This window comes from Vibrio sp. 10N.261.52.A1 (genome assembly GCF_002876325.1).
Taxonomy (GTDB): Bacteria; Pseudomonadota; Gammaproteobacteria; order Enterobacterales; family Vibrionaceae; genus Vibrio; species Vibrio chagasii.
The window spans coordinates 1-449 of record NZ_MCYD01001100.1 but is presented as its reverse complement, the minus strand read 5'-3'; the positions used below and the strand labels follow the sequence as shown (position 1 = coordinate 449).

The window sequence follows — 449 nt, the reverse complement described above, 5'->3', positions numbered from 1 at the left end:
TCAATGGCTGGTGGTGTTATTGCAGAAGCCGCTAAACTGATGCCGGAAAGAGTGAAGGGTATTATTGGTGTCGATACATCGCAAAACGTCGCACTAGCGGTTTCACAAAGCGATCTAGATGCAATGACCAAACCTTTTGAAGCCGACTTCCAAGCGGGCATCACTATGTTCGTGAAAGACTCGCTACCAAAAGACGTAGACGCAGATTTACTTTACTGGGTAACGCAAGACATGGCATCAGCACCGCCAACTATCGCGATAAACCAGTTCCGCCATTATCTAGGCCAATATGTGACAGGCGAAGCTCACCGCGTCTATGAGAACGTGAATGTGCCAGTAATATTGGTTAACGCTCGCCTATGGCCAACGGATTCAGAAGCGAACAAGAAACACATCAAGGATTACAGGATTTACTGCATTGAAGACTCAGGCCACTTCCCAATGCTAGA

At 47.2% G+C, this 449-nt stretch carries 1 protein-coding gene; it reads left to right on the top strand.

Annotated elements, in window-relative coordinates; translation table 11 throughout:
• The coding region (locus BCT81_RS29850; protein ID WP_241908265.1) for an alpha/beta hydrolase at window positions 1-449 on the top strand (449 nt) is incomplete at both ends.